This window comes from Microbacterium testaceum, assembly GCF_029761935.1.
Taxonomy (GTDB): Bacteria; Actinomycetota; Actinomycetes; order Actinomycetales; family Microbacteriaceae; genus Microbacterium; species Microbacterium testaceum_A.
In genome coordinates this window covers 24,536-50,387 of sequence record NZ_CP121699.1, presented here as the reverse complement: position 1 = coordinate 50,387, position 25,852 = coordinate 24,536, and the positions used below count along the sequence as shown (strand labels likewise).

Annotated in this window: 28 protein-coding genes; 13 read left to right on the top strand and 15 right to left on the bottom strand. The window is 69.8% G+C overall.

Annotated elements, in window-relative coordinates; genetic code table 11:
- Positions 1 to 85 precede the first annotated feature (85 nt).
- The 3 genes from QBE02_RS00240 to QBE02_RS00230 all read right to left on the bottom strand — a co-directional run bounded on the left by QBE02_RS00240 (position 86) and on the right by QBE02_RS00230 (position 2,691).
- Positions 86 to 622, bottom strand: coding sequence for a hypothetical protein (locus QBE02_RS00240; protein ID WP_279366646.1), 537 nt, complete (start codon positions 620 to 622; stop codon positions 86 to 88).
- A gap of 206 nt (positions 623 to 828) precedes the next feature.
- Positions 829 to 1,902 carry a redox-regulated ATPase YchF gene (ychF, locus tag QBE02_RS00235; protein WP_279366644.1) on the bottom strand — a complete coding sequence of 358 codons (1,074 nt, stop codon included), beginning with the start codon at positions 1,900 to 1,902 and terminating at the stop codon, positions 829 to 831.
- 39 nt (positions 1,903 to 1,941) lie between these two features.
- Complete coding sequence (locus QBE02_RS00230; RefSeq protein ID WP_279366643.1) at positions 1,942 to 2,691, bottom strand: class I SAM-dependent methyltransferase; 750 nt, start codon at positions 2,689 to 2,691, stop codon at positions 1,942 to 1,944.
- Positions 2,692 to 2,931: 240 nt separating this feature from the next.
- Here QBE02_RS00230 and QBE02_RS00225 point away from each other — a divergent pair, with 240 nt between their 5' ends.
- The gene (locus QBE02_RS00225) at positions 2,932 to 3,525 is read left to right on the top strand and encodes a 3'-5' exonuclease (protein ID WP_279366642.1); all 594 of its coding nucleotides are present in this window, start codon (positions 2,932 to 2,934) and stop codon (positions 3,523 to 3,525) included.
- Positions 3,526 to 3,579: 54 nt separating this feature from the next.
- Complete coding sequence (locus tag QBE02_RS00220) at positions 3,580 to 4,911, top strand: DNA recombination protein RmuC (RefSeq protein WP_279366641.1); 1,332 nt, start codon at positions 3,580 to 3,582, stop codon at positions 4,909 to 4,911.
- Positions 4,912 to 5,025: 114 nt separating this feature from the next.
- Here QBE02_RS00220 and QBE02_RS00215 read toward each other — a convergent pair whose 3' ends face one another.
- Positions 5,026 to 5,238: a UDP-N-acetylmuramyl pentapeptide phosphotransferase gene (locus tag QBE02_RS00215; RefSeq protein WP_083708993.1), complete on the bottom strand. Its 213-nt coding sequence runs from the start codon at positions 5,236 to 5,238 to the stop codon at positions 5,026 to 5,028.
- 253 nt (positions 5,239 to 5,491) lie between these two features.
- Positions 5,492 to 6,481, bottom strand: coding sequence for a class II fructose-bisphosphatase (gene glpX, locus QBE02_RS00210; RefSeq protein WP_056230063.1), 990 nt, complete (start codon positions 6,479 to 6,481; stop codon positions 5,492 to 5,494).
- A 177-nt stretch (positions 6,482 to 6,658) separates the two neighbouring features.
- Here glpX and fbaA point away from each other — a divergent pair, with 177 nt between their 5' ends.
- The gene (fbaA, locus tag QBE02_RS00205; protein ID WP_279366639.1) at positions 6,659 to 7,687 is read left to right on the top strand and encodes a class II fructose-bisphosphate aldolase; all 1,029 of its coding nucleotides are present in this window, start codon (positions 6,659 to 6,661) and stop codon (positions 7,685 to 7,687) included.
- Between the two features lie 261 nt (positions 7,688 to 7,948).
- Here the strand turns inward: fbaA and QBE02_RS00200 are convergent, their stop codons facing one another.
- The 5 genes from QBE02_RS00200 to QBE02_RS00180 are packed head-to-tail and all read right to left on the bottom strand — an operon-like array spanning position 7,949 to position 11,441.
- Positions 7,949 to 8,494 (bottom strand): MOSC domain-containing protein, encoded by a 546-nt coding sequence (locus QBE02_RS00200; RefSeq protein WP_279366638.1) that lies wholly within the window; start codon positions 8,492 to 8,494, stop codon positions 7,949 to 7,951.
- Between the two features lie 44 nt (positions 8,495 to 8,538).
- On the bottom strand, positions 8,539 to 9,237 hold the full coding sequence (locus tag QBE02_RS00195; protein ID WP_279366637.1) for an anti-sigma factor family protein: 699 nt from the start codon (positions 9,235 to 9,237) through the stop codon (positions 8,539 to 8,541).
- The gene (locus tag QBE02_RS00190) at positions 9,234 to 9,737 is read right to left on the bottom strand and encodes a sigma-70 family RNA polymerase sigma factor (RefSeq protein WP_056230049.1); all 504 of its coding nucleotides are present in this window, start codon (positions 9,735 to 9,737) and stop codon (positions 9,234 to 9,236) included. Before QBE02_RS00190 ends, QBE02_RS00195 begins: the two co-directional genes overlap by 4 nt.
- A gap of 55 nt (positions 9,738 to 9,792) precedes the next feature.
- A complete protein-coding gene (locus QBE02_RS00185; RefSeq protein ID WP_279366636.1) occupies positions 9,793 to 10,383 on the bottom strand; it encodes a DUF6264 family protein in 591 nt (196 codons plus the stop codon).
- Entirely contained in the window at positions 10,380 to 11,441 is a 1,062-nt protein-coding gene (locus tag QBE02_RS00180; protein ID WP_176786405.1) for a 4-hydroxy-3-methylbut-2-enyl diphosphate reductase, read from the bottom strand. The genes QBE02_RS00185 and QBE02_RS00180 overlap by 4 nt, the downstream gene beginning before the upstream one ends.
- A 139-nt stretch (positions 11,442 to 11,580) precedes the next feature.
- Between QBE02_RS00180 and xseA the strand changes: the two genes are divergently transcribed.
- From xseA to QBE02_RS00145, 7 genes are read left to right on the top strand one after another with little or no spacing between them, the layout of a single operon-like run.
- Positions 11,581 to 12,960, top strand: coding sequence for an exodeoxyribonuclease VII large subunit (xseA, locus tag QBE02_RS00175; protein ID WP_279366635.1), 1,380 nt, complete (start codon positions 11,581 to 11,583; stop codon positions 12,958 to 12,960).
- A gap of 10 nt (positions 12,961 to 12,970) precedes the next feature.
- Positions 12,971 to 13,198 carry an exodeoxyribonuclease VII small subunit gene (locus QBE02_RS00170; protein WP_174799685.1) on the top strand — a complete coding sequence of 76 codons (228 nt, stop codon included), beginning with the start codon at positions 12,971 to 12,973 and terminating at the stop codon, positions 13,196 to 13,198.
- Positions 13,198 to 13,830 (top strand): DUF4245 family protein, encoded by a 633-nt coding sequence (locus QBE02_RS00165; RefSeq protein WP_279366633.1) that lies wholly within the window; start codon positions 13,198 to 13,200, stop codon positions 13,828 to 13,830. The genes QBE02_RS00170 and QBE02_RS00165 overlap by 1 nt, the downstream gene beginning before the upstream one ends.
- Positions 13,827 to 14,513: a carbonic anhydrase gene (locus tag QBE02_RS00160; protein ID WP_396652383.1), complete on the top strand. Its 687-nt coding sequence runs from the start codon at positions 13,827 to 13,829 to the stop codon at positions 14,511 to 14,513. The genes QBE02_RS00165 and QBE02_RS00160 overlap by 4 nt, the downstream gene beginning before the upstream one ends.
- A 32-nt stretch (positions 14,514 to 14,545) precedes the next feature.
- Positions 14,546 to 15,940 (top strand): class II fumarate hydratase, encoded by a 1,395-nt coding sequence (locus tag QBE02_RS00155; RefSeq protein WP_279366632.1) that lies wholly within the window; start codon positions 14,546 to 14,548, stop codon positions 15,938 to 15,940.
- A 49-nt stretch (positions 15,941 to 15,989) separates the two neighbouring features.
- Positions 15,990 to 17,405, top strand: a complete 1,416-nt coding sequence (locus tag QBE02_RS00150; RefSeq protein WP_279366631.1) for a sensor histidine kinase — start codon at positions 15,990 to 15,992, stop codon at positions 17,403 to 17,405.
- On the top strand, positions 17,402 to 18,058 hold the full coding sequence (locus QBE02_RS00145) for a response regulator transcription factor (protein ID WP_056230022.1): 657 nt from the start codon (positions 17,402 to 17,404) through the stop codon (positions 18,056 to 18,058). Before QBE02_RS00150 ends, QBE02_RS00145 begins: the two co-directional genes overlap by 4 nt.
- Before the next feature lie 336 nt (positions 18,059 to 18,394).
- On the opposite strand, the gene QBE02_RS00140 is transcribed toward QBE02_RS00145, so the two are convergent.
- Both QBE02_RS00140 and QBE02_RS00135 read right to left on the bottom strand, forming a co-directional pair.
- A complete protein-coding gene (locus QBE02_RS00140; RefSeq protein WP_056230019.1) occupies positions 18,395 to 19,756 on the bottom strand; it encodes a PhoH family protein in 1,362 nt (453 codons plus the stop codon).
- 248 nt (positions 19,757 to 20,004) lie between these two features.
- The gene (locus tag QBE02_RS00135) at positions 20,005 to 20,778 is read right to left on the bottom strand and encodes an isoprenyl transferase (protein WP_056230016.1); all 774 of its coding nucleotides are present in this window, start codon (positions 20,776 to 20,778) and stop codon (positions 20,005 to 20,007) included.
- 165 nt (positions 20,779 to 20,943) lie between these two features.
- Here QBE02_RS00135 and trhA point away from each other — a divergent pair, with 165 nt between their 5' ends.
- The gene (trhA, locus tag QBE02_RS00130; protein WP_279367833.1) at positions 20,944 to 21,636 is read left to right on the top strand and encodes a PAQR family membrane homeostasis protein TrhA; all 693 of its coding nucleotides are present in this window, start codon (positions 20,944 to 20,946) and stop codon (positions 21,634 to 21,636) included.
- A 113-nt stretch (positions 21,637 to 21,749) separates the two neighbouring features.
- Here trhA and QBE02_RS00125 read toward each other — a convergent pair whose 3' ends face one another.
- Positions 21,750 to 22,025 carry a hypothetical protein gene (locus QBE02_RS00125; protein WP_144785510.1) on the bottom strand — a complete coding sequence of 92 codons (276 nt, stop codon included), beginning with the start codon at positions 22,023 to 22,025 and terminating at the stop codon, positions 21,750 to 21,752.
- Between the two features lie 63 nt (positions 22,026 to 22,088).
- Here QBE02_RS00125 and QBE02_RS00120 point away from each other — a divergent pair, with 63 nt between their 5' ends.
- Both QBE02_RS00120 and greA read left to right on the top strand, forming a co-directional pair.
- Entirely contained in the window at positions 22,089 to 22,484 is a 396-nt protein-coding gene (locus QBE02_RS00120; RefSeq protein ID WP_056230004.1) for a DUF4307 domain-containing protein, read from the top strand.
- Between the two features lie 103 nt (positions 22,485 to 22,587).
- On the top strand, positions 22,588 to 23,079 hold the full coding sequence (gene greA, locus QBE02_RS00115; protein WP_056230000.1) for a transcription elongation factor GreA: 492 nt from the start codon (positions 22,588 to 22,590) through the stop codon (positions 23,077 to 23,079).
- 354 nt (positions 23,080 to 23,433) lie between these two features.
- Here the strand turns inward: greA and ilvA are convergent, their stop codons facing one another.
- Together ilvA and QBE02_RS00105 are read right to left on the bottom strand one after the other, a co-directional pair.
- Positions 23,434 to 24,663: a threonine ammonia-lyase gene (gene ilvA, locus QBE02_RS00110; protein WP_056229997.1), complete on the bottom strand. Its 1,230-nt coding sequence runs from the start codon at positions 24,661 to 24,663 to the stop codon at positions 23,434 to 23,436.
- Positions 24,660 to 25,850, bottom strand: a complete 1,191-nt coding sequence (locus QBE02_RS00105) for an AI-2E family transporter (RefSeq protein WP_279366630.1) — start codon at positions 25,848 to 25,850, stop codon at positions 24,660 to 24,662. Before QBE02_RS00105 ends, ilvA begins: the two co-directional genes overlap by 4 nt.
- Between the last annotated feature and the right edge of the window lie 2 nt (positions 25,851 to 25,852).

Genomic DNA, 25,852 nt, shown 5'->3' with positions numbered 1-25,852 from the left:
CACGCCGCTCGCAGCACCTGCCATAACTCGCCGCAGTGGCCGCCGCTATTTCGCACACCCTCTCGGCAGCCCCGCGAAACACCCGCTACGCGGAAGCCGTCCCGCCGAGCGCATCGACGAGGATCCGCGGATCGATATCCAGGTTCTCGGCGGAGACCGTGCGGCGCCGGAGCCTGCCGCCGTCCTGCCGAGTGAAGACGACGAGGGGCGTCTGGAACAGACCGGATGCCGGGCGGATCTCGGCGGTCGTGCCTTCGCGGACCCACTGCTCAGCGCGCACCCGGGGAGCAAAAGCAGACGGTCGTTCGAGGGCGGGAAACTGCACGCTCGTCGGGGTGATCGCGACCGCGATCTCGGGCATACGCGGCCGCCGCCTGAGCTGGCGCACGCCCAACGCGCCGATTGCCAGAGGGACCACGAGCGTCACCGCGAGCACGAGGGCCGCGGTCACCTGTCCGTCCGCGGACACGACCGCGATCGGCAGGAGCGTGACGAATCCCCACACCACCGCCAGCGCGATCGCCGCGATGCCCTGTGCGCGCACGGCCTTTCGCAGAGTCCGTTCGACCGCCGCACGCTTTTCCTCGTCGAAGCGCGCGACGACAGACGTGTCGGAACTCATTGCGCGTCCCTCCGAGAGGGGTACGCGTCATCGTCCGTCCCAGCGGACTGCGCAGACAGATCGCCACGCTCTCGCGACACGAATTCCTCGACCTGAACGGTCATCGAACATCTCCCCCCGAAGCGAGCCCCACGGTATACGGAGTCACCGCCAGTTAGGGAGACGCTCACGCCTCCACCGCGCGGCCGGGGCCGCGCGGCGCTCGCTCAGTTGTTGAAGCGGAACTCCACGACGTCGCCGTCCTGCATGACGTAGTCCTTGCCCTCGAGGCGGGCCTTGCCCTTCGAGCGGGCCTCGGCGACCGAGCCGAGCTCGACGAGGTCGTCGAACGAGATGACCTCGGCCTTAATGAAGCCCTTCTCGAAGTCGGTATGGATGACACCGGCCGCCTGCGGCGCCTTCGCGCCCTGCGGGATCGTCCAGGCGCGCGCTTCCTTGGGGCCGGCGGTGAGGTAGGTCTGCAGGCCCAGCGTGTCGAACCCGATGCGGGCGAGCTGATCGAGACCCGACTCGTCCTGGCCGGTCGACGCGAGCAGTTCGGCGGCGTCCTCGGGGTCGAGGTCGATGAGCTCCGACTCGATCTTGGCGTCGAGGAACACGGCCTTCGCGGGAGCGACCAGCGCCGCCAACTCGTCCTTGCGCGACTGGTCGGTGAGCACGGCCTCGTCGACGTTGAAGACGAAGATGAACGGCTTGGCGGTGAGCAGTCCGAGCTCACGGATCGGCAAGAGGTCGATTCCGGATGCCGACAGCAGCACGCCACGCTGGAGGGCGTCCTGCGCGGCCTTGGCGGCCTCGAGCACCGAGGGGTCGAGCTTCTTGCCCTTGACCTCCTTTTCGTACCGGGTGATCGCCTTCTCGAGCGTCTGAAGGTCGGCGAGCTGCAGCTCGGCGTTGATGGTCTCCATGTCGTTCGCCGGGTTGACCGAACCGTCGACGTGGACCACGTCGTCATCGGCGAATCCGCGCACGACCTGCGCGATGGCATCCGCTTCACGGATGTTCGCGAGGAACTGGTTGCCGAGGCCCTCGCCCTCGCTCGCGCCGCGGACGATTCCGGCGATGTCGACGAACGACACCACAGCGGGCACGAGCCGCTCGCTGCCGAAGACGTCGGCGAGCTTCTGCAGGCGCACATCGGGAAGGTTCACGACCCCGACGTTGGGCTCGATGGTCGCGAACGGGTAGTTCGCCGCGAGCACCGAGTTCTTGGTCAGAGCGTTGAAGAGGGTCGACTTTCCGACGTTGGGAAGGCCGACGATTCCGATGGTAAGAGCCACGGGAGTCCAGGTTACCCGGCTCGGAGCCCGGTCACCGCGTCACGGTCGCCGTGCGCGGAAGGCGTGGGTGACGTACGGCAGGGCGACGGAGCCTCCGTCGGCGAGTTCGGGGACGGATGCCACGACCCCGTCGACCGCGGCCTCGATGCCCGCGCGTTTCTCGGGACTGGCCGTGATGATGTCGCTGCGCGAGACGACGAGGTCGCGCAGCTGCGGCAGGGTGATGCGCCTCTCCCACGACCATTCACGATGCTCGAGCTCGCCGTAGGGCTCGGCGACGCGCGGACCGGTCGTGGCGAGGAGGACCTCGGCGTTCGAGCCGCCCATGGCCGCGGTGAGCCGCCGCACCCAGTCGACGCGGTCGTCGCGGATGTTCCAGATGAGCCCGAGCACTCCCCCGCTGCGCAGCACGCGAGCGGTCTCGAGCGACGCCGGCTCGACGTCGACCCAGTGCCAGGCCTGGCCCATGACGACGGCGTCCAGACCGGAATCGGGCAGGGGCAGATGCTCGGCCGTGCCGACGAACGTGGGCACGCCCCGCGCGTTCTCGCGCAGGGTCGCGAGCATGTCGGCATCCGGATCCACCGCCACCACGTCGGCGCCGAGCTCGACGACCGCGCGGGTGAGCTTGCCCGTCCCCGCCCCGACATCGGCGACGCGCAGCGCGCGACCGGCCTCGCGCACGGGTTCGAGCAGCCATGCCACCGCCTCGGCGGGATACCCGGGCCGCCCGGATTCGTAGGCGGAGGCCGCCTGCCCGAACGAGGTCGACTTCTCGCGATCGGTCATGCCCCGACCCTACGCCGCCCCTCCGACATCGCATCCGCCGCAGGCCCTCCCCCAGCCCCGCGGTCACGACGCAGGACTATCGGCCGGCGTCGGGTAACCGCACACGCCTCCCGGTCCTCGCCGGCAGTTATCTCCTGCGCAGTGTTCGAGTGACCGCCGCCGGAGCCAATTGGCGGACCGGATGCCGCCGACCCCGGCGCGCCTCTTCGTCCCCGCGGGAGCGCGGGTGAGGGTGGAGACGTGGCTCTGGACTTCACCGCGATCGACTTCGAAACGGCGAACTCCAGCGGTGCGTCCGCGTGCGCGGTGGGTCTGGCCCGCGTCCGCAACGGCCGCGTGGTCGCCACGGCGGCCTGGCTCATCAAGCCACCGCCGGGTCACGACCACTTCGCCCCGATCAACGTCGGGATCCACGGCATCCACCCCTCCGATGTCGTGAACGCGCCCGATTGGACGACGCAACTCGCGCGCCTCACCGCATTCGCGGGAGCCGACGTCCTGGTCGCGCACAACGCCGGTTTCGACATGTCGGTGCTGCGCCGGGCGTGCGCGGCGACCGGCGACGAGTGCCCGCCCTACCGCTACATGTGCAGCGTGCAGATGTCTCGCAAGACCTACACGCTCGACTCCTACCGGCTTCCGCTCGTCGCCGAGGAAGCCGGCTGCTCCCCGTTCGCCCACCACGATGCCCTGGCCGACGCCGTCGCCTGCGCCGAGATCACGATCGACTGCGCCCGCCGCGCCGGCGTCGACGACGTGCACGCCCTCGCCGCGCACCTGGGCGTCCGTGTGTCGCAGATCGCGGCGGAGCCGGTCGAGCGCGCCGTCGCCTGACGCCTCTCGGCCCGTCTTTCCGACGATGTCGGAGGTCTGGTGCAAGCTGACCCCATGGATGCCATCGCTCTCGTCTTCGTGATCCTTGCTCTCGTCGTGGGCGTCGTCGGCGGGTGGGTCGTGGGTTCTTCCCGAACCGCGGCCCGCGCCGCCGAAGAGCAGCGATCGCTCGGCGCCCGCGTCGCCGCCGCCGAGACCGCGCGGACGGGCGTGCAGGCGCAGCTCGACCACCAGGTCGCCCTGTACCGCGAGCTCGTGGGGCAGTCGCGCGCGGATCAGGCAGCCCGCGAAGAACGCGAGCGCCGCGAGCAGACGGTCCTTCGCGCCCTCGACCCGGTGCGCGAGACGCTCGACGCAATGCAGCGCAAGGTCGACGGCCTCGAGCGCGACCGGGTCGAGCAGTACACCGCGCTCGGCGAGCAGCTGCGCCTGTCCCGGGAGGCCGACGAGGCACTCCGAGTGACGACCGAGTCGCTCGCCTCCGCGATGCGCTCCGGAACCACGCGCGGCGTCTGGGGCGAGACGCAACTCCGCCGCGTCGTCGAAGCCGCGGGCCTCACGCGCTACGTCGACTTCGACCTGCAGACGGCGATCTCGAGCGACGCCGGAGCCGGCCGCCCCGACATGGTGGTGCGCCTTCCCGGCGGCAAGTCTTTGGCGGTGGATGCCAAGGTCCCCCTCGACGCATATCTACAGGCCAGCGCGATCCCCGTCACGGCGCACGGCGACGACGGAGCCCGCCGCGCCGCATTCCTGACCAAGCACGCCCGCGCGGTGCGCGCCCACGTCGACGCCCTCGCGAAGAAGGCGTACTGGGCGGGGCTCACCACGAGCCCCGAGTTCGTCGTGTGCTTCCTGCCGAGCGAGTCGCTGCTGGCCTCGGCCCTTGACGAAGACCCGACGCTGCTCGACTACGCGTTCACGCGCCGCGTCGCCCTCGCCTCGCCCGTCAACCTCTGGGCGGTGCTCAAGACCGTCGCGTTCACGTGGACCCAGCAAGACGTCTCCGACGAGGCGCGCACGCTCTTCGCCCTGGGCACAGAACTCTACGAGCGCGTCGGCAAACTCGCCGAGCACGCGAACGATCTGCGCCGCGCGATCGAGAAGACGGTCGACAGTTACAACCGGTTCGCCGGATCGCTCGAGACACGTGTGCTCGTCACGGCGCGGAAGTTCCCCGGCATCGACGAGACCAAGCTCGATGCGGTCGCCGCTCCCGTCGCGATCGAGGCGACTCCCCGCCGATGGACCGCGCCGGAGATGATCGAGAACCTCGATGGCGCCGGCCAAGCCACCCCGTCACCGGTCGAGACGGCCGAGGCGACCGCGAGGGCCGACCTGGGTGTCATCCGCCAGCGAGCGGGGCTCGCCGACACGGAATCGTGAGCGCAAAGATCATCCCTCGCGATGCACGAATCCGTACCGGCATCGAGCCGGACGCGAGGGCCGAGAATGCGCGAGCCGCCGTCCGGGAGGCCAGCTTCCGAAAGACGAGAAGGTTCAGGCCCCGCCGGGAACCCAGCTCAACAGGCTCACCACGGCCGCAGAGACGGCGACGAACGCGCCGACCATCCACCACGCGCTGACCTCGTGACCCTCGTCGCGCCGGACGCGCAACAGCACGTCGGGGCGGCGCGCAGGGTCGACCGCGCTGGCGATGACCGCCTGTGCACCTGTCTGAGGTGCGGTCTGATTCGTCGGAGCTGTTGCCATGGACGATCCCCCTTCGGGTCTCGGAAGAACACAGCGTCGCCGTTGACACTCCTAGAGATTCTGCCAGACGGCCCCTCTGACACCGGTCACGCTTGCGTCACGACACGCCCGGCTGTATCTGCACGTCGAGGCGACGGCCGCGCGCCTCTCGCCGAACGCCGAAACAGCACCCCGCTGATGTCACGACTGCCCCGGGCGACCGCTCCATCCGCGAGATGCTGTCTCGGGAAACGACGAATTCAGCGCCGCGGCGTCACAGCCACTTCGACGTCAGGTGCTCGGAAGAAATGCGGCGGAGCGTTCCCGAGGCGCCGCGCAGCACGACGCTCTCGGTGTAGATGAAGTCGCCATCGCGGCGGACTCCCTGCACGAGCTGGCCGTCGGTCACGCCCGTGGCGACGAAGATCGTGTTCTTGCCCTTCACCAGACCATCGGCTTCGTAGACCTGGCCGTCGACGTCGAGGCCGGCATCCCGACCCTTCTCCTTCTCGTCGTCGGTCCGCGGGGCGAGCACGCCCTGGATGTGACCACCCAGCGCCTTGATCGCGCACGCGGTGACGATGCCCTCGGGGCTGCCGCCGATACCGACGCACATGTCGGTACGGGCGTTGTGGCGGGCGGCGTTGATGCCACCGGCGACATCGCCGTCGCTCATGAGGCGCGTGCCCGCCCCCGCCTCGCGGATCTCGGCGATGAGCTTCTCGTGACGCGGACGATTCAGCACCGAGACGACGATCTCGTCGACGGGCTTGCCGAGAGCCTTTGCCAGCAGACGGATGTTCTCGGCGATGGGGAGGCGGATGTCGACGACACCGACACCGGCGGGCCCGGTGACGAGCTTGTCCATGTAGAAGACGCTGGACGCGTCGAGCATCGTGCCCTGGTCCGACACGGCGATGACCGACAGGGCGTTCTGGCGGCCCGCGGCCGTGAGCGAGGTGCCGTCGATCGGGTCGACCGCGACGTCGCACTGGGGCCCGCGGCCGCTTCCGACACGCTCTCCGTTGTAAAGCATGGGGGCGTTGTCCTTCTCGCCCTCGCCGATGACGATCGTGCCGTCGAAGTTGACGGTGCTGAAGAACGCACGCATCGCGTCGACGGCTGCGCCGTCGGCGGCTTCCTTGTCGCCGCGGCCGATGAAGGGGACGGCGCGGATGGATGCCGCTTCGGTCGCCCTCACCAGCTCGAGCGCCAGGTTCCGGTCGGGGTGCAAAGGGCTCATGTCGGCAGTCAGGCTCACCATGGGGCCACTGTATCCAGCGATCCGGTGACAATCGCGGGATTTGACCGGACGTGCAACGAAGGAATCGCCGTTCTTAACGGTTCAGCAGAACCGCCCGGTTCCTGCCGCGCCCGCACCGTCACGATCCGGCGGCTTCGCTAGAGTGACGGTGTCCCGACAACACCAAGGAGCACCTCCATGCCCGTCGCTTCCCCTGAGCAGTACGCCGACATGCTGGACCGCGCGAAGGCCGGCGGCTTCGCGTATCCCGCGATCAACGTTTCGAGCTCGCAGACCATCAACTCGGTGCTCCAGGGCCTGACCGAGGCCGGCTCCGACGGCATCCTCCAGGTCACCACCGGTGGTGCCGACTACTTCGCCGGTCACACGGTCAAGGCCCGCGCCACCGGCGCCCTCGCCTTCGCCAAGTACGTGACCGAGGTCGCGAAGAACTACCCCATCACGGTCGCCCTGCACACCGACCACTGCCCCAAGGACGCGCTGCCCGGCTTCGTCCTTCCGCTGCTCGAGGCCTCCGAAGAAGAGGTAAAGGCCGGTCGCAACCCGATCTTCCAGTCGCACATGTGGGACGGCTCGGCCGTTCCCCTCGACGAGAACATCGACATCGCGGCGGAGCTCCTCCCCCGCATGAAGAACATCAACGCCATCCTCGAGATCGAGGTCGGCGTCGTCGGCGGCGAAGAGGACGGCGTGCAGCACGAGGGCTCGAACGAGGCCCTGTACACGACGGTCGCCGACGTGACCAAGGCCGTCGAGCGCCTCGGCCTCGGCGAGAACGGCCGCTACATCTCGGCCCTCACCTTCGGCAACGTGCACGGCGTGTACAAGCCCGGTGGCGTCAAGCTCCGCCCCGAGCTGCTCGGTGAGATCCAGGAGGGCATCGCCGCCGCCTTCGGCACCGGCCCCAAGCCCCTCGACCTCGTCTTCCACGGCGGCAGCGGCTCGACCGACGAAGAGATCGCCCTCGCGGTCGCCAACGGCGTCGTGAAGATGAACATCGACACCGACACCCAGTACGCCTTCACGCGCTCGATCGCGGGCTACATGTTCTCGAACTACGAGGGCGTGCTCAAGCTCGACGGCGAGGTCGGCAACAAGAAGCAGTACGACCCCCGCGCCTGGGGCAAGGTCGCCGAGTCGGCGATGGCCGTCCGCGTGGTCGAGGCCACCAAGCAGCTCGGCTCGTTCGGCCACTCGAAGAGCTGACACCTCGTCATCCCGCGAACGCCCCGGCTCTCACGCCGGGGCGTTCGTCGTTTCGGGATGCCGTGCCTCCGGCCCCCGCAGCTGTGCCGGAATCCCCCGCACGCGCCCCTCCTGCACGCCGAGACGGCATCTCGCTGACAACCGGGTGTCAGCCTGCAACGGACGAGTCAGCGAATTGCCGTCTCGCGCCACCGGCGCGGCAGGACGCCCCGCGCGATCGCACAGCCGCGCGGGGGTGCGCCGACCGGGGCCGGACGCGCCTCAGCCGCGGTACACCTCGAGCACCGTGGGCGCCCCGTCGGGCGACGAGAGCACCTCGATGGCATCCCCCGCTCGGATCTCTCCGGCGCGACGGACACGCAGGTAGGCGCCGAGGCGCCCCTCGTCCGAGAAGCGCTTGACCCAGCCACGCGCTGCCGACCCACCGACCCACCGGGCGAACGTCGCGCAGGGCGTTCGGGGCATCGTAACCTCGAGCTCGACGGTGTCGCCGATGCGCCAGACCTCGCCGATCCGCGCCCCGTTGACGTCGAGCCCCTCGACGCGGAGGTTCTCGCCGAACCATCCCGGGTGCAGCTCCCGACCGAGCTCGCCCTCCCAGAAGTCGGCGTCGTCCTGGGCGTAGGCGTAGACGGCCTTTTCCGGCCCGCCGTGGTGTTTGCGGCTCGCCTGCACGTCGGAGCGGACGCCGAGCTTGCCGACGCGGACCTTTCCCTCGAGCGGACGCTTGTCGATCGCCGTCACCCCGATCGACCCGGAATCCGGGCGCAGGCTGTGGACGACGCAGACGGCGACGAGTCGAGGCATGCGTCGATGCTAGAGCGTGCGGCGACGGAGCGCGGACGCGACCGTCAGTCGAACTCGCGCCGCATCACGACCGTGTCGCCGTCGAGGGAGCGGATCTCGACCGCGCCGATGTTCGAGGCCGAGAGGTCGGTCCCCGCGCTCAGTTCGGTGGTCGAGCCCGGGTCGGCGCGCCAGGTCGAGAGCACGCTCGTCGTTCCCGAGTCGTCGGTGATGGCGAGAGCGTAGGGCCAGCCCCCGGGCGGGGCGTCGAGCACCTGACCGGTGTACTGGCACACGAGGTCGATGCGGGTCCCCCACGGCGCGGAGGTGAGCTTCACCGAGGCCTCGAGGGGTGCACCGGCGACATCGTCGAGGGCGTAGACGGTCCCCGCCGACTGCTGCATCGCACTGTTCACGGCGAACACGCTCGGCACCGCGACCGTCACCAGGGCGATGGATGCCGCGAGCGTCCACGCGGTGATGCGCCGCTTCCGGCGACGCCGCGCGACCTCGACCACGCGTCCGCGCAGAGACGGATCGGGCGAGGCCAGCGGGATGGGGCCGGTCGTCGCGCTGAGCGCTCGGGCGCGTTCGGGCGACAGTCGCGAGAGGAGTCCCGCGGTCGGAGCCAATTCTGCGACGGAGGCGCGACAGATGGCGCACACCGCCAGGTGCGCTTCGAATTCGGCGCGGTCGGAGGCGCACAGCGCTCCGAGCACGTAGGCGCCGTCCGACATCGACAGACGTTCGTGATCGTCGTTCATCGGGTCACCCCCCTTTCCTGCAGCGCGAGCCGCAACGCCCGCACCGCGTAATGCAGTCGCGATTTGACGGTGCCCGTCGGGATGCCGAGCTCGTCCGCGGTCTGTGCGACGCTGCGTCCGCCGTAGTAGGCGCTGACGATGACGGCGCGGTGATCGGGTGTGAGGGTAGCGAGCGCCTCCTCGACCAGAAGCGCGTCGAACATCGCGTCGGTGTCGTCGTCGCGGACGGTCTCGGGGAGCTCGTCGACGGGCTGCTCGTGCCGGCGCCGCGCGCTCCGCGCCTCGTCGATGACGATGTTGCGGGCCACGGTGTACATCCACGAGCGCAGGGAGGCCGGGTCGTCGCTCATGACGCGTGGCGTACGCCACGCGCGCAGCAGCGTCTCCTGCACGACGTCGTCGGCGCCCGCGTGATCGCCGGTGAGGCTCACGACGTAACGCCAGACGGGGGTCGCGTGCGCGTCGTACAGCGCGGTCAGTTGCGCGTGGTCGTCTCGCACAGCGGCATCCCCTCTCCCTCTCCTTCTAGGAACACGGGATGCCGTGGGGTTCGGTTCAGTTCGAGACCGTGCCCATGACGGCCGTCAGGAACTGCGGGTCACTCGCCATGCCGATGAGCGACAGGACGGCCGCGATGACGGTCGAGACCAGCGCGCCGACGATCGGGATCCAGAACGAGATACGCCCGCGCTTCATGGACCGCCAGGTGAACATGGCGGTCAGAAGCCACCCGATGCCGGTGACGGCCGCGGCCGCCGCACCCCAGAGGTACCCGGCGGTCAGGTTGGTGAACGTCGCGTCGACCTGGAACACGCGCGCGAAGTTGTTCGCGTACTCGGGGAAATTGAGCAGCTGGATGATCGTGGTGACGACGGAGAACAGCCCGTAGATCAACAGACCGAACGTCACGATCCGGTCGACCTGGCCGCCGCGGGTGGTGGGGGCGGGCATGGGCCCGGGCTTCGCCGCGGAGCGGGGTTCGGGGGCATGCTCCGGCTGCGGGGCCACGCCCGCCTCGAGGGCCTCGGTCACCTCCGGACGGCGGATGCGCGCCCGCTGCTCCTCGGGGGTGGCGTACTCGCCGTACTGCGGGCGGGGACGAGCCTCGTCCGCCGCGGACGGGGTGCGCGGGTCGACGTCGCTCACGCGCGGCCCCGGCCGCCCAGTGCGCGCTCGTCGCGCTTGCCGCTGGCATCCTGTCGCAGCTCCTTGGGGAGCGAGAAGATCAGGTCCTCTTCGGCGGTGCGCACCTCTTCGACGTCGCGGTAGCCGGCCCCGGCGAGCTCTTCGAGGACCTCGGTCACGAGCACCTCGGGCACCGAGGCGCCGCTGGTGACGCCGACGGTCTCGACGCCCTCGAGCCATTCCTGCTTCACCTCGTCGACGTAGTCGACGCGATACGCGGCCTTCGCGCCGTGCTCGAGGGCGACCTCGACCAGACGCACGCTGTTGGAGCTGTTCGCCGAACCCACGACGATCACGAGGTCGGCGCCGACGGCGACCTTCTTGATCGCGACCTGGCGATTCTGGGTGGCATAGCAGATGTCGTCGGAGGGCGGATCCTGCAGCTCGGGGAAGCGCTCGCGCAGGCGCCGCACGGTCTCCATCGTCTCGTCGACCGACAGCGTGGTCTGCGACAGCCACACGACCTTCGACGGGTCGCGCACCTCGATGGTGTCGGCGTGGTCAGGAGAGTTCACGACGGTGACGTGCTCGGGGGCCTCTCCGGCGGTGCCCTCGACCTCTTCGTGGCCTTCGTGGCCGATCAGCAGGATCTCGAAGTCGTCGCGGGCGAAGCGCACGGCCTCGCGGTGCACCTTCGTCACGAGGGGGCACGTGGCGTCGATGGCCTGCAGACCCCGATCGGATGCCGCGGACACGACGGCTGGCGAGACACCGTGCGCGCTGAAGACGACGTGGGAGCCGGCGGGGACCTCGTCGACCTCTTCGACGAAGATCGCGCCCTTCTTCTCGAGCTCGGTCACGACGTGGATGTTGTGCACGATCTGCTTGCGCACGTACACGGGGGCGCCGTAGCGCTCCAGGGCCTTCTCGACGGCGATCACCGCTCGGTCGACACCGGCGCAGTAGCCGCGGGGTGCGGCGAGCAGCACCTTCTTCTTGCCCTGGACGGGGACGTCCTGAAGCCGCCCGCGTCGACCCGGGATGCGGGGAACGGGCAGGTGCACGGCAGGTGAGCTCACCCCTCGATTCTACGGGGGCGCCCCTGGACGACGGCCGAACCTCCCCGGCGCGACCCGGCCGGATAACATGGGACCTTTCCTCCCGAGAGACGTCCGGCTCTCGCGGCCCCCGCCGACGGCGTGCATCCCAGCGAGTGACATGACCTCTTTCCAGCCCGAGACCGTCGCAGGTCACGCCCCGCCCGCCGACAGCGTGCACCCCCGCGACTCCTCCACCGATGCCCCCACCTCGGTGTCACGACTGAACGACACGATCCGGGGTTTCATCGAGCGCTGGGGGTCGGTCTGGGTCGAGGGTGAGATCACCTCGTTCAACCGCCGCGGCGGCAACGTCTTCGGGCGGCTGAAGGACCTCGGCACCGAGTCGACGGTGGCCTTCCGCATCTGGTCGAGCACGCTCAACCGGTTGCCCAAAGACCTCAAGGTCGGCGACCACGTCGTCGCGTGCGTGAAGGCCGACTACTTCCCGCGCACCGGAGACTTCTCGTTCGCGATCTCGTTGATGCGACACGTGGGCTTGGGCGAACAGCTCGAGCGCCTCGAGCGCCTGCGCGTGCAGCTGCGTTCGGAGGGGTTGTTCGACCCCGTCCGCAAGAAGAAGCTGCCCTTCCTCCCCCACTGCATCGGTCTCATCACGGGCGAGAACTCGGATGCCGAGAAGGACGTGCACCGCAACGCCGAACTGCGCTGGCCCCGCGTCCGTTTCCGTACGCAGCACGCCGCCGTGCAGGGCGACCGGTGCGTTCCCGAAACGCTCGCGGCCCTGAGGATCCTCGACGCCGACCCCGAGGTCGACGTGATCGTGATCGCACGCGGCGGCGGGGATCCGCAGACGCTCCTCGGCTTCAGCGACGAGCGCCTGCTGCGTGCGGTGGCCGCGGCGTCCACTCCGATCGTCAGCGCGATCGGGCACGAGAACGACCGGCCGCTCCTGGACGAGGTCGCCGACGTGCGCGCTTCGACGCCCACCGACGCCGCCAAGCGCGTGGTCCCCGACGTCAGTGAGCAGCGGGCCCTCGTCTCGCAGTTGCGCGCCCGGCTGACCGGACGTCTCACCCAGCGCGTCCTCCACGACATCGCGCAGCTCGAACAGATCCGCTCGCGTCCCGCTCTGCGGAACCCGCACTCCCTGCTCACCTCCCGCGCGCAGGAGCTGTGGATGCTCTCGAACCGGGGGCGCGACATCGTCGATCGCCGCATAGAAGGAGAGCGTCGGCGCACCAGCGAGCTCGGGGCGGGGCTCCGCGCCCTCTCGCCGCTCGCCACTCTCGCCCGCGGGTACGCCATCGCCCAGCTCCCCGACGGCTCGGTGCTGCGCGACGCCGCCCACGCGCCGGCCGGAACCGCCCTGCGGCTCACGGTCGAGCAGGGAACCGTGGCCGCCCGTTCGGACGGCGCCGTGCCCGATGCCGTCGCACACGGCGCTTCCTCGGCCGACCTGGCCGGCTCCGCGGCATCCGTCGATCGTCCGCTCGACGACGAGGCACCCGGCGACGGGGTGTCGGTGGGGCGCGCCTAGAATGGATGCCATGACCGCGACGACCCCCGGCCCCGCCGTCGACGTCGCCACCCTGTCGTTCGAACAGGCCCGCGACGAACTCGTGCGCGTGGTCGCCGAACTCGAGCAGGGCGCCCCGACCCTCGAAGAATCCCTCGCGCTCTGGGAGCGCGGCGAGAAGCTCTACGCCCGCTGCGAGGAGTGGCTGCTCGGGGCCAAGCGCCGCCTCGACGCCGCCCGCGGCGAGGGAGACGACTGATGGCTCGCGTCGTCGCGCATCTCGGCCGACCCGAGACCCCGCAAGAAACCGCCGACCGCAAGGCCGAGTCCTCGCGTCGGTACCGCTCGAGCAAGACGTTCCGCAACCTCATCGCGGCCCTGCTCGTGACGGTCGCGGTCGTCCTGGTCGTCGTGGCGGCCGTCCCCCGCGGCGAGCCCGCGCCCCGCCCCGAGCTCGACGTGCCCGCGCTCGCGGCCGACATGCAGCGCGATCTCGGTCGACCGGTGCTCTCGCCGTCTCTCGGCGAGGGATGGCGCGTCAACCAGGCCACCACCGAGGGCGTCGGCGGCACCGAGGCGTGGACCATGGTCTACGTGCGATCGGGCGAAAGCGGGTTCCTCCGCGTCGCTCAGGGTCTCGACGCCGACGAGGCCTGGGTCGGTCAGGTCCTCGACGGCACGCGCAGTACCGAGACGACCGAGATCGACGGCATCACGTGGAACGTCTACCGCCCCTCGAACCCCTCGGGTACGGGCAATGTCGACTACGCCCTCGCCACCCCGGCCGGGCCCGACTACGTGCTCGTCTACGGCGATGCCGCCCCCGAAACCGCGGCCCTCGCGGCCGCCTCCGTCACATCGCAGATCGAGCAGTTGAGAGAGGTCCCGTGAGCGAGCGCATGAGCCCCCGTCAGGTCTGGCAGCAGATGGTGGAGGGCAACGAGCGTTTCGTCTCCGGCGCACCCGCGCACCCGCGTCAAGACGTGGAGCGTCGCACCGAGCTCGCGAGCTCGCAGCACCCGACGGCGGCGCTCTTCGGATGCTCCGACTCGCGCCTCGCCGCCGAGATCATCTTCGACGAGGGCCTCGGCGATCTGTTCGTCGTCCGCAACGCCGGCCAGGTCATCTCGGACTCGGTCATCGGCAGCCTCGAGTACGCCGTGGGCGTGCTGGAGGTCCCCCTCATCGTGGTGCTCGCGCACGACGCCTGCGGGGCGGTCGGCGCCGCGATCGAGAGCACGGGCGTCGACGCCCCGACCCTCCCCGCGTACATCTGGCGCCAAATCGCCCCGATCGTGCCCGCCGTCCGCCGCGTTCAGCGCGCCTCGGCCGTGGACGGCCACCTGCCCGACGTCGTCGACCCCGAGCTCGTGGGCCGCGAACACCTCCGCCACACCGTGGGCGAACTGCTGCGCGCCTCCGAGCTGATCAGCGAGGCCGTGGCCGAGGGCCGCGTCGCCGTGGTCGGCGCGAACTACCGCCTCGACGAGGGCGAGGCCTTCCCCGTCGTCATCGTGGGCGATGTCGACGACCCGCGCGTCGACGACCCCCGCGTCGAAGACGCCCGCATCTGACAACCGAACGAACGACCTGGAGGAACGACGACGTGACCGACATCGAGTACCGCATCGAACACGACACCATGGGTGAGGTGCGGGTCCCCAAGGACGCCCTCTACGCCGCGCAGACGCAGCGCGCCGTCGAGAACTTCCCCATCTCGGGCTCGGGCCTCGAGTCGTCGCAGATCGCGGCGCTCGCGCGCATCAAGAAGGCCGCCGCCCTCGCCAACAAAGAGCTCGGCACCCTCGACGGGGGCATCGCGGATGCCATCGCCCAGGCCGCCGACGAGGTCGTCACGGGCGCGCACGATGCGCACTTCCCGGTCGACACCTACCAGACCGGCAGCGGCACCTCCTCGAACATGAACATGAACGAGGTGCTCGCGACACTCGCGACCCGCATCCTCGGCGACACGGTTCACCCCAACGACCACGTCAACGCCTCGCAGTCCTCGAACGACGTCTTCCCCACCTCGGTGCACATCGCGGTCACCCAGGCCCTCATCACCGACCTCATCCCGGCGCTCCAGCACCTCGCGACGGCGCTCGAGACCAAGGCCGACGCCTGGAAGGGCATCGTGAAGTCGGGCCGCACCCACCTCATGGACGCCACGCCCGTCACCCTCGGTCAGGAATTCGGCGGCTACGCGCGCCAGATGCGCCTCGGCATCGAGCGCGTCGAGGCCGTCCTCCCCCGCGTCGGCGAGGTGCCCCTCGGCGGCACGGCCGTCGGCACCGGCATCAACACCCCCCTCGGCTTCCCGCAGAAGGTCATCGAGCTGCTCGCGGCCGAGACCCAGCTGCCCATCACCGAGGCGAAGGACCACTTCGAGGCGCAGGCCAACCGCGACGGCCTCGTCGAGGCATCCGGAGCCCTCCGCACCATCGCGGTCTCGCTCACCAAGATCAACAACGACATCCGCTGGATGGGATCGGGCCCCAACACCGGCCTCGGCGAGCTGCACATCCCCGACCTGCAGCCCGGCTCCTCGATCATGCCCGGCAAGGTCAACCCGGTCGTCCCCGAGGCCACGCTCATGGTGTGCGCCCGCGTGATCGGCAACGACGCCACCGTCGCCTGGGCGGGCGCCTCGGGCTCGTTCGAGCTCAACGTCGCGATCCCCGTGATGGGCACCGCTCTGCTGGAGTCGATCCGCCTGCTCTCCAACGCGATGCGCGTGCTGGCCGACAAGACCATCGACGGCCTCGAGGCCAACGTCGCGCGCGCCGAGGCGTTCGCCGGCATGTCGCCCTCGATCGTCACGCCGCTCAACAAGGTCATCGGTTACGAGGCCGCGGCCAAGATCGCGAAGCACTCCGTCGCCAAGGGCATCACGGTGCGCGAGGCGGTCATCGACCTCGGCTACGTCGAGCGCGGAGAGATCACCGAAGAGGTGCTCGACGCCAAGCTCGACCTGCTGTCGATGACCCACCCGGGCTGATCGACCGCACCCGTACATCCACGACGCCGAGGCGCGCCATAATCAGAGGATGAGCCGCACGCCGAGACCCGTCTCGACGCGCGTGCGTTTCCTCGGCGCGATCCTCGGCGTCGTGCTGCTCGGCATGATCATCGCGGGCGGCGTCACGTTCCTCGTGCAGAGCGAGCGTGTCGTGGCCAATGCCGAGCGCCAGCTCGACGGTTTCGTCTCGACGCTGTCGACGAGCAGCCAGGATGCCGCCGCCCTCGTCGCCGCGACCATCCCCGGCCGCACCGATGGCACGGTGGCGCTCGACGGCACCCGCGTGCTCGCGACGACGCCGGCCCCGCCGGGTTTTTCCGTCGGCGACGACGCGGGGCTCGTGGCATCCCTCGCCGATCAGATCAGCCTCGGCAACGACCGGGGCCGCCTCGACAGCGATCACGGCCCCGTCCTGTACGCGGCCGTCGAGACGCGAGGCGGAGTCGTCGTGCAGGTCATCTCGATCGATCAGCGCATGGAGCTCGTCACGCTCTCGACCGTCACCTATGGGATCTCGGCGCTCGTGGTGCTGCTGCTCGTCGGGGTCGCCGGCTGGTTCGTGACGGGACGCCTGTTCTCGCCGCTCCGGCGTCTGCGCGACACCACCGACGCCATCACGATCGACGACCTGGGCACGCGCCTGCGCGCGCACGGGAACGACGAGATCTCCGACCTCACCACCTCGGTGAACTCGATGCTCGATCGCCTGGCGATGTCGGTCGACGCGCAGCGGCAGTTGCTCGACGACGTCCGGCACGAGCTGAAGACCCCCATCACGATCGTCCGCGGCCACCTCGAGATGATGAATCCCGCCGACCCCCACGACGTCACCGAGACGCGTGAGCTCGGCATCGCCGAACTCGACCGGCTCTCGCGACTGGTCGACGACATCGACACCCTGGCCGACGTCGAGAGCGGTGCGCTCGAGGCCGCGGTCATCGACGTCGGGGCGCTCACCGACCGCGTCGCCGAACTCGCCGGCGCCATCCCCGGCCACACGTGGACGATCGACCAGCGGGCTCGCGTCCGCATCCACGGCGACGCGGACCGCCTCGTCCAGGCATGGCTGCAGCTGGCCGACAACGCCGCGAAATACACCCCCGAGGGCACCTCGATCGAGATCGGCAGCACGGCCGACGACACGACGGCGCACCTCTGGGTGCGCGACCACGGCCCCGGCATCCCGCCCGCCGCACGTCATCGCGTCTTCCGCCGCTTCGACCGGCTCTCGACCGGGCGCGGAGTGGACGGATCGGGGCTGGGGCTGTCGATCGTGGATGCCATCGCCAAGGCGCACGACGGACACTGCACCGTCGGCGACACTCCCGGCGGTGGCGCGACCGTGGCCCTGCACATCCCCGTGACCGGGGCCCAGTCCCCCGCGGAGCTCCCAACGCCCGTGCGCGCCGGTGACGTCGTCATGCAGAGAGAGGCCACCGGATGACTCGCATCCTTATCGCGGAAGACGAGGAACGCATCTCGGCGTTCGTCGCGAAGGGACTGGAGTCCGCGGGCTATCAGACCCTCATCGTCGCCGACGGGGCGGAGGCCCTCGACACCGCACTGTCGGGCGACGTCGACCTCGTCCTCCTCGACGTCGGGCTGCCCACGCTCGACGGCTTCGAGGTGCTGCGGAGCATTCGCGGCCAGGGGTCGCAGATCCCGGTCATCATGCTCACCGCCCGCACGAGCACGAGGGACACCGTCGACGGGCTCGACGCCGGGGCCAACGACTACGTCGCCAAACCCTTCAAGTTCGACGAGCTCCTCGCCCGCGTACGGTCGCGCATGCGCGAACCGATGACCGTGGGACCGATGACGGTCGCGCACGGAGACGTCTCGCTCGATGTCCTCGCGCGGCGGGCGACGGTCGGCAGTCGCGAGATCGACCTGAGCGCGCGCGAGTTCTCGCTGGCCGAGGAGTTCATCCGCCACGCGGGTCAGGTCCTCAGCCGCGAGCAGCTGCTCAGCCGCGTCTGGGGGATGGACTTCGACCCGTCGTCCAACGTGGTCGATGTCTACGTGCGATATCTGCGGGCCAAGATCGGCCAATCCCATATCGTCACCGTGCGCGGCGCGGGCTATCGCTGGGAATGACGTAGAAAACCCGAAAACCCCCGGCGGGGGAACCGGGGGTTTGGGGAGACGCCCACGGTGGTCTTCCGACTCACCCGAAGAGCGGTGACCTGCACGTGACGTTCTCGTGTTTTTCCTGGGGGAACCGCCGAGGCGGGTGACGAGGTCTCCCTCGTCGATGGCTCTACTCTGACGGGCCATTGTGAGAACCCGGCGAGCCCCGAATGAGAACCCTCTCATCTTCCGTCGCGGCCTCGCCCCGCGCGGTCCAGCCCGGTCGAGGTACGCCTCAGCCACTCCGGTACAGACAGAGAGGGGCCGGGATGCCACGGCATCTCGGCCCCTCTCTTCTCACCGTTACGAGAGCTCGCCGGCCTCCAGCAGCTCCGTCACGAGCGCGGCGATGGCCGAACGCTCGGACCGCGTGAGGGTGACGTGACCGAACAGACCGTGGCCCTTGAGCGTCTCGATCACCGAGGCGACGCCGTCGTGCCGACCGACGCGCAGGTTGTCGCGCTGGCCCACGTCGTGCGTCAGCACCACGCGGGAATTCTGGCCGATGCGGCTCAGCACGGTGAGCAGCACGTTGCGCTCGAGCGACTGCGCCTCGTCGACGATCACGAACGCGTCGTGCAGTGACCGGCCGCGGATGTGCGTGAGCGGGAGCACCTCGAGCAGACCCCGAGCGAGCACCTCTTCGAGCACGTTGCCCGAGACGACCGAACCCAGCGTGTCGAAGACCGCCTGCCCCCAGGGGCCCATCTTCTCGGCCTGGTCGCCGGGGAGGTAGCCCAGCTCCTGACCGCCGACGGCGAAGAGGGGGCGGAAGACGATGATCTTCTTCTGCTGCTGACGTTCGAGCACGGCCTCCAGCGCCGCGCACAACGCGAGCGCCGACTTCCCGGTGCCGGCCCTGCCGCCGAGCGAGACGATCCCCACCTCGGGGTCGAGGAGCAGGTCGAGCGCGATGCGCTGCTCGGCCGAGCGCCCGTGGAGGCCGAACGCGTCGCGGTCACCGCGCACCAGGCGATACTCCCCCTTGCCGGTCACCCGGCCGAGCGCCGATCCGCGCTCGGAGTGGATGACGAGGCCGGTGTTGATCGGCAGCCCCTTCACCGTTTCGCTGACGCCCACTTCGGTCTCGTAGAGGTCGGAGATCTCATCGCCCGAGAGGTCGATCGAGGCGATCCCGGTCCACCCGGAGTCCATCGCCTGCTCGGCGAGGTACTCCTCGGTGCTCAGACCGAGGGATGCCGCCTTCACGCGCATCGGGAGGTCCTTCGACACCACGGTGACCTCGGCGCCGTCCTGCGCGAGGTTCATCGCGACGGCCAGGATGCGGCTGTCGTTGCCGCCGGTGCGCATCCCCGAGGGCAGCACCTGCTGGTCGGTGTTGTTCAGCTCGACGCGGAGCGTGCCGTCGGTCCCGACCGGGACGGGGAAGTCCAGGCGGCCGTGCTCGATGCGGAGCTCGTCGAGGTGACGCAGGGCCTGGCGGGCGAAGTACCCGATCTCGGGGTCGTGACGCTTCCCTTCCAGCTCGGTGATCACCACGACGGGGATCACGACGGAGTTCTCGGCGAAGCGGAAGAACGCTCGCGGATCACTCAGCAGGACGGAGGTGTCCAGGACGTACGTGCGAAGAGCCTGGTCGACTCCCGCTTCGGACTCGGTGCTCTCGACGACGTGACGCTGGTCGTACGGTGCTCGTGCAGTCACAACCCACTCCCGACCCGGGTGAATCACCCGGTTGTCACGAGTCGACCTGTGGGTCACGAGTCGCGATCCGAAGGTCGACTCGACCGGACTCCGTGTCCGATGTGATCACCGTACGACTTGGCGACACCCTCGTGGGTCGTTAACACGCTGCGAATATGACGAGTTCGTGAACACCGCGTTCGCGCGGCTCGCGACCGCGAAGTAGTTCACCGGATGCCGTGCGCCGGCGCCGCCGCGCGGGGCGGGTGCTACTGCCCGAAGCGTCGGTCGCGCGCCGCGAAGTCGCGGATCGCGCGGAGGAAGTCCACCTCGCGCAGGTCGGGACCGAGGGCCTCGACGAAGTAGAACTCCGAGTGCGCGGACTGCCAGAGCAGGAAGTCGCTGAGCCGCTGCTCGCCCGAGGTGCGGATGACGAGGTCGGGATCGGCCTGGCCGCCCGTGTACAGGTGCTCGCCGATCTGCTCCGGGGTGAGACTCGCGGCGAGCTCTTCGAGGGACCCACCCGACTGATCGTGCTTGGCGATGATCGAGCGCACGGCATCCACGATCTCGCTCCGCCCGCCGTACCCGACGGCGAGATTGACGTGCAGACCCTTGTGCCCCCGCGTGCGCTCGGTGACCTCGTGCAGCACCTCGGCGAGCTCCGTCGGCAGGCCCTCGGCGCGGCCCACGTGCTTGACCCGCCAGTTCGGCTCGTGCGAGAGCTCCGCGGCCAGCTCGGCGATGATCTCGAGCAGGTCCTGCAGCTCCTGGCTGTCGCGCTTGACGAGGTTGTCGTTCGAGAGCAGGTACAGCGACACCACCTCGATGCCGAGGTCGTCGCACCAGCGGAGGAACTCGTGCATCTTGGCCGCCCCCGCGCGGTGACCGTGCGCGGCGCTGTCGTAGCCGAGCTGCCGCGCCCACCGACGGTTGCCGTCGATCATCATCGCGACGTGGTGCGGCACGGTGGCCGGCATGCGACGGCGAAGGCGCGAGATGTAGAGACGGTAGAGGGGGCCCCGCCCCTCGTTCTTCCGCATACGCGCCACCCGCCTACGCTACCGCGTCACGGGCGGCGTCACGGGTCTGAAACGGGTGAGGCTTCCTGGGGGAACGGTGAGCGGATCGCCCATGTACCACCCGGAGCATGGGTGCCGACGTAGGGTCGAAGCGTGACGAGCTCAACCCCCGCAGACGGCCCCGACATGCCCCAGCTCCCCCTCTTGGAGGCGGGCGCTCTGGGCGCGCAGGCCGATCTCAAGCCCACCTGGCGCGGCTGGATCCACGCGGGCACGTTCCCCGTCGCGATCGTCGCCGGCATCGTCCTGATCGCCCTCGCCCAGGGCACGCCCGCCAAGTGGGCGGCGGCGGTGTTCATGGCGACGTCGATGCTGCTGTTCGGCAACTCCGCGCTCTACCACCGCTTCCGCTGGAAGCCGAAGACGCTGGCCGTGCTCAAGCGCATCGACCACGCCAACATCTTCCTGCTGATCGCCGGCACGTACACGCCCCTGGCCGTCCTGGCCCTGCCGACCCCCAAGACCACGCTGCTGCTGTCGATCGTGTGGGGTGGGGCGATCCTCGGCATCCTGTTCCGGGTCTTCTGGATCAACGCTCCGCGCTGGCTCTACGTCGCGCTGTACCTCGCGCTCGGCTGGGCCGCCGTGATGTACCTGGGCGACCTGCTCGCGGCGAACGTCGCGATGATGGTGCTGGTCGTCGTCGGCGGACTGCTCTACACGGCCGGCGCGATCGTCTACGCGCTCAAGAAGCCCAACCCGTGGCCGGGGCACTTCGGGTTCCACGAGATCTTCCACGTGTGCACCGTCCTGGCGTTCCTCTGCCACTGGACGGCGTGCCTGCTGATCTCGCTCGCCCCCGCGTATCACGGCGGCTGATCCCGCCGAAGCTCTCGCGTGAGTCGCCACGATCTGTCGCTTCCGTAGGGTCTAAGGCGACAAAAATTGGCGACTCACACGACGCAAGCGGCGCCGAGGTCTCCGGCGTCCGCTCAGCGGCGGGGAGCCGCCGGGTCGATGTCTTCGTCGTCGGTCTCGCTCGCGGCCTGGGCGGCGCGCGCCTGCTCCTCGGCATCCAGCTCCGCATTCACTTCTTCGCGGTACCGACCACGGCGGATGCGACGCAGCATGTCCCACACGAGCAGGAAGACCGCGACGCCGATGAAGGCGATCGCGGCGAAGCCGAGCGGCCCGGGCGTCACGATCGACTCGTCGGGGGTGACGACCGGGGAGGGTGTGGTCGCGAGAGCGACGATCACGGAGTGCATGGAGTCCTTCGGTCCGGGCGGAAGCGCGTAGCCTGGTACTCCAGCCTAAAGCCCGGGGAGACCATGACGACGCAAGCCCTGCTCGACGACCGTTACGGGCGCACGCGGTCGCCCCGACGGCGCATCGTCGGCTGGTCGATCGTCGCGGTGCTCGCGCTCGGAGCCATCGGGTATCTCGGCTACACGACGTTCGCCAGCAGTGCCGCCTCGGTCACGGCCACCGACACCGGCTTCACCGTCACCGACGACAAGTCCGTCACGGCGAGTTTCCAGATCACCGCCCCCGTCGGCAAGCCGGTCGCCTGCGCCCTCGAGGCACGCGACGAAGACCACGGCACCGTGGGCTGGAGGGTCGTGCAGTACCCGGCATCCGACGACGCATCCCGCGCCTTCTCCGAGACGATTCCGACGCTCTCGCTGGCGACCACGGGTTTTGTCAACGCCTGCTGGGTGCCGTAAACTCGCGGAATCACGACGCGCCCCGGCTCGATGCCGGGGCGTTCGACATATCCCCCGCCGGCGGCCGCACGCGTGCCGTCAGCGCCTCGACGAAGGAGTACCCGTGTCCAACGACGCTCAGGTGACGTTCCTCACGCAAGACGCCTACGACCGCCTTCACAACGAACTCGAGCACCTCTCGACGACGGGCCGGGAAGAGATCGCCAAGCGCATCGAGGCCGCCCGCGAAGAGGGAGACCTCAAAGAGAACGGCGGCTACCACGCAGCCAAGGACGAGCAGGGCAAGCAGGAGGCCCGCATCCGTACCCTGCAGCAGCTGCTCAAGGACGCCAAGGTCGGCGAAGCGCCCGAGAGCCACGGCGTCGTCGAGTCGGGCACCGTCGTGACCGCGATCGTCGCGGGCGGCGAGGAGAAGTTCCTCCTCGGCAACCGCGAGATCGCGGCCAACTCCGAGCTCGACGTCTACAGCGAGGCCTCGCCCCTCGGCGCGGCCATCATGGGCCTCAAAGAGGGCGACAAGGGCTCGTACACCGCGCCCAACGGCAAAGAGATCTCGGTCGAGGTCGTCAAGGTCGAGACGTACTCGGGCCAGTAACCCGCCTGTCGCCCGCGAGCCGCTCCCCCGTCATCGGGTGGGCGGCTCGCGGCGTTTCTCAGCGGTACGACCCAGGGATCGCGCCGCGTCACGCGCTGACCGTGTCGCAGTGCCCGCGCGGCCCGTTCCCCCGCGTATCGGGGCGCCCTCGGTGCACGGGGGCGCACGCCGACCGCCCCGGTGCACGCGGGACGCCCCGGTGCGTGCCTGCGCGGAGGGACGCACCCAGGGACGGGTCGGCTGGGAACGGGACGCCCGCCGTGCACGGGGCGCCCGCCGCGCACGGGGGGGGGGGGGGGGGGGCACGCCGACCAGCCCGGTGCACGCGGTGCGCCCCGGTACGACCAGGCGGCGTCAGTTCGGGACGACGGTCGCGACGAACCCGGCGTCCTCGAGCGTCTGGATGACCAGAGCGCGGTGTTCCTCACCGCGCGTCTCGACGCTCAGCTGCAGGATCACCTCGCTGATCTGCAGTCCCTGACCGTGGCGCGTATGCAGCACCTCGATCACGTTGGCGCCCACGCCGGCGAGCAGCTCGGACACCCGAGCGAGCTGGCCCGGGCGGTCGGGCAGCGGAATGCGCAGGGACATGTAGCGACCGGATGCCGAGAGCCCATGCGCCACGACCCGTTGCAGCAGGAGGGGGTCGATGTTGCCCCCCGAGAGGATCGTGACGGTCGGGCCGGTCGCTTTCACCTTGCCCGCCAGGATCGCGGCGACACCCACGGCCCCCGCCGGTTCGACGACCTGCTTGGCGCGCTCGAGGAGGACGAGGAGCGCTCGCGCGATGTCGTCCTCGGTCACGGTGACGACCTCGTCGACGTACTGGCGGATCAGTTCGAAGGGCAGGTCACCGGGGCGGGCGACGGCGATGCCGTCGGCGATCGTCGGCGTCGTCTCGACCTGCATGGGGTATCCCGCGGCGAGCGACGAGGGGTAGGCGGCGGAGTTGTGCGCCTGCACGCCGATGATGCGGACCTCGCGCCCCTCGGCGGCCGCCCGGGCCTTCACCGCGGCGGCGACGCCCGCGGCGAGCCCTCCCCCGCCGATCCCGACGATGACCGTCTCGAGGTCGGGCATGTCCTCGACCAGCTCGAGGCCCAGCGTCCCTTGACCCACGACGATGTCGCGGTGGTCGAAGGGGTGGATCAGCACGGCTCCCGTGCGCTCGGCGAACTCAGCGGCAAGGCGGAGCGGCGTCTCGACGGTCGCGCCCTCGAGGATCACCTCGGCGCCATACCCTCGCGTGGCAAGGAGCTTGGGCACGGGCACGCCCAACGGCATGAAGATCGTCGCCGCGATGCCGAGCTGCTGCGCGGCCAGGGCCACGCCCTGAGCGTGATTGCCCGCGGATGCCGCGACGACGCCGCGCGCGCGCTCCTCGGCCGTGAGACGCGAGAGGCGGTAGGTCGCGCCGCGGATCTTGAACGAACCGGTGCGCTGGAGGTTCTCGAGCTTGAGGCTCACCGGCACGCCGAGGAGCTCGGTCAGGTGCAGCGACTCATCGAGCGGGGTTCGCGTGATGATGCCGCGCAGGTTCTGCGCGGCATCTTCGAACTCGGCCAGGGTGGGAGTGTCGTTCATGATCTCCTTCCGCGCTCGCGCGGGACGGTCCGCCAGATCAGATCCGGGGATGCCAAAACCTCACCGTCGCGCTTCCACGCCTTGGTGCTCAGATAGACGGCGACGACGTTCACGAATGCGGCGAGCGGCACCGCGAAGAGCGCTCCGGCGATGCCGCCGACCATCGCGCCGCCCGCCACCACGAGCACGACCGCGAGGGGGTGCACCTTCACTGCGGAGCCCATGAGGATCGGCTGCAGGATGTGGCTCTCGATCTGCTGCACGGCCAACACGACGATGAGCATGAACAGGGCGATGAGCGGACCGTTGTAGACCAGCGCGATGAAGACGGCGAGGGCTCCCGTGGCGACGGCGCCGACGAAGGGGATGAACGCGCCGAGGAACACAAGGACGGCGATGGGGATCGACAGCGGCACACCCAGCAGGAAGGCACCCAGGCCGATACCGATCGCGTCGATCGTGGCGACGAGCAGCTGCGTGCGCGCGTAGCTCTTCACGGTGCGCCACCCCGCGCGACCGGCTCCGTCGACGGCGGGACGCGCGACGCGCGGGAACAACCGGGTCGTCCAGCGCCAGATGCCGGCGCCGTCGGCGAGCAGGCAGAGGAGGATGAACAGCGTCAGGAGCACGCCGGTTCCGACGTGACCGATCGTGGTGCCGATCGCCAGAGCGCCGGTCCAGAGCACCTCCGCCTGCTGCTGCAGGAAGGTGCCCGCCTGTCGGAGCCCGTCATCGATCTGCTGGGCGCTCAGGTGGAGCGGACCGTCGATGAGGTACTGGCGGAACTGCGAGATGGCTTCGACGGTGCGCTGACGCACCGAACCGAACTCTCGCGTGATCTGCCAGACGGCCAGCCAGACCAACCCCGAGATGACGGCGATGGTACCGAGGACCGTAACGACGATGGCCAGCCACTTCGGCCACCGGTGGCGCTGCAGGAACGAGAAGGCCGGCCACACCAGCGCGGTGACGAGGATCGCGATGAGCAGCGGCACGACCAGCAGCTTCAGCTGGATGACCACGAACACCACGACGGCCAGGGCGGCCGCGATCACGAGCAGGCGCCAGGCATAGGCCGTGGCCTGCCGCAGCGCCGGAGGCACCGGCGGTTGCAGGTCGCTTGAAAGCGTGCGCCGCTTGAGGGCGTCGAGGAACGATCCGCGAGGTTCGGGATCAGTGTCGCTCATCC

Excerpts from the sequence above, each read along its gene's own strand:
- QBE02_RS00240 (WP_279366646.1), bottom strand. The coding sequence starts at position 622 with ATGAGTTCCGACACGTCTGTCGTCGCGCGCTTCGACGAGGAAAAGCGT.
- QBE02_RS00230 (WP_279366643.1), bottom strand. The coding sequence starts at position 2,691 with ATGACCGATCGCGAGAAGTCGACCTCGTTCGGGCAGGCGGCCTCCGCC.
- QBE02_RS00220 (WP_279366641.1), top strand. The coding sequence starts at position 3,580 with ATGGATGCCATCGCTCTCGTCTTCGTGATCCTTGCTCTCGTCGTGGGC.
- QBE02_RS00215 (WP_083708993.1), bottom strand. The coding sequence starts at position 5,238 with ATGGCAACAGCTCCGACGAATCAGACCGCACCTCAGACAGGTGCACAG.
- glpX (WP_056230063.1), bottom strand. The coding sequence starts at position 6,481 with ATGGTGAGCCTGACTGCCGACATGAGCCCTTTGCACCCCGACCGGAAC.
- fbaA (WP_279366639.1), top strand. The coding sequence starts at position 6,659 with ATGCCCGTCGCTTCCCCTGAGCAGTACGCCGACATGCTGGACCGCGCG.
- QBE02_RS00200 (WP_279366638.1), bottom strand. The coding sequence starts at position 8,494 with ATGCCTCGACTCGTCGCCGTCTGCGTCGTCCACAGCCTGCGCCCGGAT.
- QBE02_RS00195 (WP_279366637.1), bottom strand. The coding sequence starts at position 9,237 with ATGAACGACGATCACGAACGTCTGTCGATGTCGGACGGCGCCTACGTG.
- xseA (WP_279366635.1), top strand. The coding sequence starts at position 11,581 with ATGACCTCTTTCCAGCCCGAGACCGTCGCAGGTCACGCCCCGCCCGCC.
- QBE02_RS00170 (WP_174799685.1), top strand. The coding sequence starts at position 12,971 with ATGACCGCGACGACCCCCGGCCCCGCCGTCGACGTCGCCACCCTGTCG.
- QBE02_RS00165 (WP_279366633.1), top strand. The coding sequence starts at position 13,198 with ATGGCTCGCGTCGTCGCGCATCTCGGCCGACCCGAGACCCCGCAAGAA.
- QBE02_RS00150 (WP_279366631.1), top strand. The coding sequence starts at position 15,990 with ATGAGCCGCACGCCGAGACCCGTCTCGACGCGCGTGCGTTTCCTCGGC.
- QBE02_RS00145 (WP_056230022.1), top strand. The coding sequence starts at position 17,402 with ATGACTCGCATCCTTATCGCGGAAGACGAGGAACGCATCTCGGCGTTC.
- QBE02_RS00135 (WP_056230016.1), bottom strand. The coding sequence starts at position 20,778 with ATGCGGAAGAACGAGGGGCGGGGCCCCCTCTACCGTCTCTACATCTCG.
- trhA (WP_279367833.1), top strand. The coding sequence starts at position 20,944 with ATGCCCCAGCTCCCCCTCTTGGAGGCGGGCGCTCTGGGCGCGCAGGCC.
- QBE02_RS00125 (WP_144785510.1), bottom strand. The coding sequence starts at position 22,025 with ATGCACTCCGTGATCGTCGCTCTCGCGACCACACCCTCCCCGGTCGTC.
- QBE02_RS00120 (WP_056230004.1), top strand. The coding sequence starts at position 22,089 with ATGACGACGCAAGCCCTGCTCGACGACCGTTACGGGCGCACGCGGTCG.
- ilvA (WP_056229997.1), bottom strand. The coding sequence starts at position 24,663 with ATGAACGACACTCCCACCCTGGCCGAGTTCGAAGATGCCGCGCAGAAC.
- QBE02_RS00105 (WP_279366630.1), bottom strand. The coding sequence starts at position 25,850 with ATGAGCGACACTGATCCCGAACCTCGCGGATCGTTCCTCGACGCCCTC.